The organism is Tahibacter caeni (assembly GCF_024609805.1).
Taxonomy (GTDB): domain Bacteria; phylum Pseudomonadota; class Gammaproteobacteria; order Xanthomonadales; family Rhodanobacteraceae; genus Tahibacter; species Tahibacter caeni.
The window spans coordinates 1-4,699 of the sequence record NZ_JANFVR010000353.1 but is presented as its reverse complement, the minus strand read 5'-3'; the positions used below and the strand labels follow the sequence as shown (position 1 = coordinate 4,699).

The 4,699-nt window shown below is 72.7% G+C and carries 4 protein-coding genes; all 4 read right to left on the bottom strand.

Annotated elements, in window-relative coordinates; translation table 11 throughout:
• Positions 1 to 1,944: tetratricopeptide repeat protein (locus NON22_RS20580; protein ID WP_257388854.1), on the bottom strand; the 1,944-nt coding region annotated here is incomplete at its 3' end.
• Positions 1,945 to 2,193: 249 nt separating this feature from the next.
• Positions 2,194 to 3,183, bottom strand: a complete 990-nt coding sequence (locus NON22_RS20575; protein ID WP_257388855.1) for a YheT family hydrolase — start codon at positions 3,181 to 3,183, stop codon at positions 2,194 to 2,196.
• A gap of 31 nt (positions 3,184 to 3,214) precedes the next feature.
• Positions 3,215 to 4,054, bottom strand: a complete 840-nt coding sequence (locus NON22_RS20570; protein ID WP_257388853.1) for a lysophospholipid acyltransferase family protein — start codon at positions 4,052 to 4,054, stop codon at positions 3,215 to 3,217.
• A 225-nt stretch (positions 4,055 to 4,279) separates the two neighbouring features.
• Positions 4,280 to 4,699: phosphotransferase (locus NON22_RS20565; RefSeq protein WP_257388852.1), on the bottom strand; the 420-nt coding region annotated here is incomplete at its 5' end.

Sequence of the window (4,699 nt, the reverse complement as noted above, 5' to 3'; positions counted from 1 at the left end):
GAGCAGCGCGGCGAGCGCGCCGCCGCTGCCGGCCGGATCGTTGAGCAGCGCGTCGGCGTCGACGTGCAGCACGTTCAGGCCCTGCGCCGCAGCGGCCGGCGCGAGGTGCGCGGCGGCGCCGTTGAGCCAGCGCGCCGCAGCGGCCGCGTCGTGGAACGCGAAGCCGGGCATCCAGCCGTAGGCCAGCCAATTCAGCAGCAGGTCGCGCGGATCGCGCCCGACGATGACGACGCCCGCGCCCGGGAAGGCCTGGCGGATCAGCGGCAGGAAGCGCGCGTCCCAGCGCACGAGCCAGTCGACCACGCGCGCGTCGGTGTCGGCACCGGCGGCCTGGGCCTGGGCTTGCCACTGCTCGCGCACGGCCTGCGCCGTCGCCGCATCGATGCCGTTGCTCCAGCCGGCGAAGTCCGGTTCGGCGAACGCGTCGCGGCGCGCCGGCGCGAACGCGCGGTCGCGCAGAAGCTGCACGCCGGGCTGCTGGTGCAGCAGCGCGGCGACGCGCTCGACCATGCTGCCCGGCAGCCCGACGAGGAAGATCGGCGGATTGGCCAGCGCCGCGGGCGCCGGCGCAGCCAGCGCGGCGGCGAAATCGGCCGGCAGCGCCGGCTGTTCGTGGATCTGCGTCGGCAGCATGGCCTGCGATTCGAGCCAGGCCGGCACGGCCATCTGCACGTCGTTGCGCCGGTCGGCCAGCACGCCGAACTGGTGCGCGGCCTGCATGATCTGCAGCGGCGCGAGATTCAGCGCGCGCAGCGATTCGAGCAGCACGAGCGCGTCGCTGTCGCGGCCTTCGCGCTGCGCCGAACGCGCGCGCAGCAGGATCAGGTCCGCATCGTCGGGCAGCGCACCGGCGACGCGCTCGGCCAGCCGGTCGGCGCCGGCCGTGTCGCCGCCGCGCTCGTGCAGCAACGCTAACCGCGCGAGCGGGATCGGATCGTTCGGACGGCGCTGCGCCAGGCGCTGCCAGAGCGCGAGCGCACCGGCCTCGTCGCCGAGCTGCGCGAGCAGTTCGGCCTGCGCGGCTTCGATCGCGACGGTTTCCGGGTGCCGGCGCAGGAAATCGGCGTACAGCTGCAGCGCTTCCTCCTCGCGCGCCGCCGACACGAGGCAGGCGCCGAGCAGTTGCACCGCGCGCGTCTGGTCGGGCTGCAGCGCGAGACCGGCGCGGTAGTGTTCGATGGCCTGGTCGAGCCGGCGCTGGTGGCGCGCGACGTCGCCGAGGCCGAAGCGCGCGATGGCCTGGAAGCCCGGCGCCTCGCTGAGCACGGCGAACGCAGCCTGCGCCTCGTCGACCTTGCCGTCCTCGAGCAGCACCTGGCCGAGCAGGTAGCGCGCGCCGTGCAGCTCGGGCGCGATGGCGAGCGCGTTGCGCGCGGCCTGTTCGCCGAACGCGCGATTGCCGCGCAGCACGAGCGCGCGGGCCAGCGCGAACTGCATGCCGGCGTCGCGCGGCGCCAGCTCGACCGCGCGGCTCAGATAAGCCAGCGCCTTGTCGGTCTCGCCGCGGTCCAGCATCAGCCGGCCCAGGCCGCCGATCGCGTGGGCGTCGTTCTCGTTGCTGCGCAGGGCCGTGCGGAACAGCGATTCGGCCTTGGGCAGATCGTTGTCGACGACCGCGATGCGCGCGAGCAGCGTGTGCGCGCCGGGCTGGTTGGGGTTCTGCCTGATCGTGGCCTCGATCAGCACGCGCGCGCCGACCAGGTCGTTGTCGAGGAAGTACAGGCCGGCCAGCTCCAGCGCGACGTCGCCGCGTTCCGGAGCGAGACGGCGCGCCCGGTCCAGCAGGCGGCGCGCTTCGGCCAGGTCCTGGCGCTGGCGGCGCAGCAGGCCGAGCAGATGCAGCGCATCGACGTTGTCGGGTTCGCCGGCGAGCAGCGCGCGGTAGCCGGATTCGGCCTCGTCGAGCTGGCCTTCGGAATGCAGTCGGGCAAGATTTTGCAGCATGGAATCCACGGAATAGACGGCCGGTCGGATGCGAGCCGGGCATTATGCCGCAGCTCCCGGCAGCTCGCTCCGCGGCGGGCTACGGGCGGAACGGGCAGGATCCGGAGCGCGCCTGCCGGCCCGGCGGCCGCAACGCGGCGAACGGCGGCAGTCCGACCGGCCAGAGCGGCTGCGGCGGAGCATCCCACAACCGGACGGCGGCGAAAGCGGCGCCGACCCAAGCCCACAGGATAGGCAACGCCGGCCGGGTCAGTCGGCCAGCCGGCCCAGGCGTTCGGCGATGAAATCCTCGGTCCAGCTGCGCAGGCTGAAGTCGCTGATGAAGCCGCAATGGCCGCCGGCCGGCGCGATTTCGAGCTCGGTGGCCGGCGCGAGCTTGAGCGCGCGGAAACCGTCGACCGGGATGATGGGATCGTCCGAGGCGGTCAGTATTGTTGCCGGCACGGCGAGATCGGCCAGGCGGTCGCCGGCGATGGAATAGCCGTCGAGGTAGGCGTCCAGGCTGCCGAAATCGGTATGCCGCTGGACCATCGTGCGGGTCAGCTCGCGCATGGAACTGCCGAGCTCGGCCGCGCTGAAGCGCGCCGACTCGGGGAACAGGCGCTGCTTGCGGCGCAGCGATTCGCGCCACTTGCGCATGAAATACGCGTGGTAGAACCACGGCGCGCGCTCGATCGCTTCGAGGATGGCCGGCGGATGCAGCGCCGGGCAGACCGCGAGCGCATAGCTCAACGGCAGGCCTGCGGCCGGCGCGCGCAGCGCGACGCGCAGCGCGAAATTGCCGCCGAGGGAGAAGCCGGCCACGGCCATCGGCCGCGGCGCGAAGCGCCGGGCGATTTCCTGCAGGGCGCCGACGACTTCGTCGAGGCGGCAGGAATGGAACATCTCGGCGTTCAGGTGATGCGTGTCGCCGTGGTCGCGGAAATTCAGCCGGAACACGTCCCAGCCTTCGGCCAGCAGGCGCGCGCCGGTGTGCAGCAGATAGCTCGACTGCACGCTGCCCTCCCAGCCGTGCAGCAGCACGACGAGGCCGCGCGCCTGCGCGCGCACGTCCTGACGCGAATGAAAGCCCTGCAGGCGCACGCCGTCGCCGCAGTCGAGAATGAGTTCCTCGGAACGGGCTTCCAGCGCCGCGCGCCGCCCGCGCAGCAGCCAGCGGCGCACGCCGCTGGATGCGAGCACGGACTGTACGTGCGGATTGCGCAGCAGGCGGTGGGGGCTGAAGTCGTCGGCGCGCACGGCGGTCTCGGTTCGCGGCAGGCGGATGGAATCAGTCGTCGGCACTGGCGGCGCCGTTGCGTGTCGGCACGTCGGCGAGGCCCAGCGCCGCGCAGATCTCGCTGCGTGCGCGCTCGGCGATGCGCCGGCGGCCTTCGTCGTCGAGAGGTATCGGTGTACAGAAATGCACTTCCGCGTCCATGCCCGGCCCGCCGAGCAGGCGCAGGAAGTTGCCGAAGAAACTCTCACCGGGCGCGAACGCGACGGCCGGATCCTGGCGGCCGCCGTTGCCGTAGCGCAGCGCGACCGGCTGCACCGGCACGCCGGCGTCGAGCGCGACCTGGAAGATGCGCGCATGGAAGGTACGCACGCGGTCGCCGGCGCCGGTGCCGCCTTCGGGGAACACGCCGACCGGCAAGCCTTCGCGCAGGCGCTCGACGACGCGCGCCATGACCGCGGCCAGCGAATGGCCGCTGCCGCGCTGGTGATAGATCGTGCCCGCGCGGCCGGCCAGCCAGCCGACCAGCGGCCAGCGGCTGATCTCGGCCTTGGCCACGAAGCACATGAAGGCCTGGCTGTGCAGCACTTCGATGTCGAGCCAGGACAGATGATTGGCGACGAACAGGGTCGCGCCCGGGGACGGCGTGCCGAAGCGGCGCAGGCGGAAGCCGAAACAGCGCACGAGCCAGCGCGACCACCACGACGTGGTCCAGTGATCCAGGCGCTGGCCGCCGATGCGGATGCGCGCGCCGAGCGGATTGATCACGAGCAGGGCCAGCGGCAGCGCGATGAGAACGTGCAGCAGCAGCAGCGGCGTGCGGCAGAAATAGCGCAGCGGGCGCAGGCGGTCGGGACGGGGGGCGTTCACGGCGCCGTCGGCGGCGGCGCTCATCGGCAGGCGCTCGCCGGAGCGCAGGCTCCGTAGCCGGAGCGAGCTGCCGGCGTCGGCCGCGAGGGTCCGGCAACGCCGACGGAATGGACGAACGCGCGCCGGGCGGGCGTTCGGCAAGGCTGGAGGAACTGGCAGCAGAGCACAGGAACCGCGCAGGGGACTGGTTCGGACCCGCGCAAGGGTAGCGAAGCATGCCGGCCCGCGCCAATGAGTAAGCGCGCAGGCTTATTCCTGCAGGCGCCGCACGGCCTCGGCGAGGTCGGCCGTGTGCTGCTCCCACCAGCGCGGCTCGGCGACGAACGGAAAGCCCTGCGGGAAGGCCGGATCGTGCCAGCGCTGGGCGATCCAGCCGGCCCAGTGCACTTGGCGCAGCAGGCGCAGCGCGTCGATCAGGCCGAGCTCGGCATAGTCGAAGTCGCGGAACTCCTGATAGCCCTCAAGCAGCAGCTCCAGCGCGCGTTCGTCCGGCGCGAGCATCCAGAGGTCCTGTACGGCCGGGCCCATGCGCGCGTCGTCGAGATCGACGAAATGCGGACCGTGGTCGGTCCACAGCACGTTGCCGGGATGACAGTCGCCGTGCAGGCGCAGGCGGCGCGCGCCGGCCGCGGCCAGGCGTTCGCGCAGCGGCGCCTCGAGCGCGGCGAT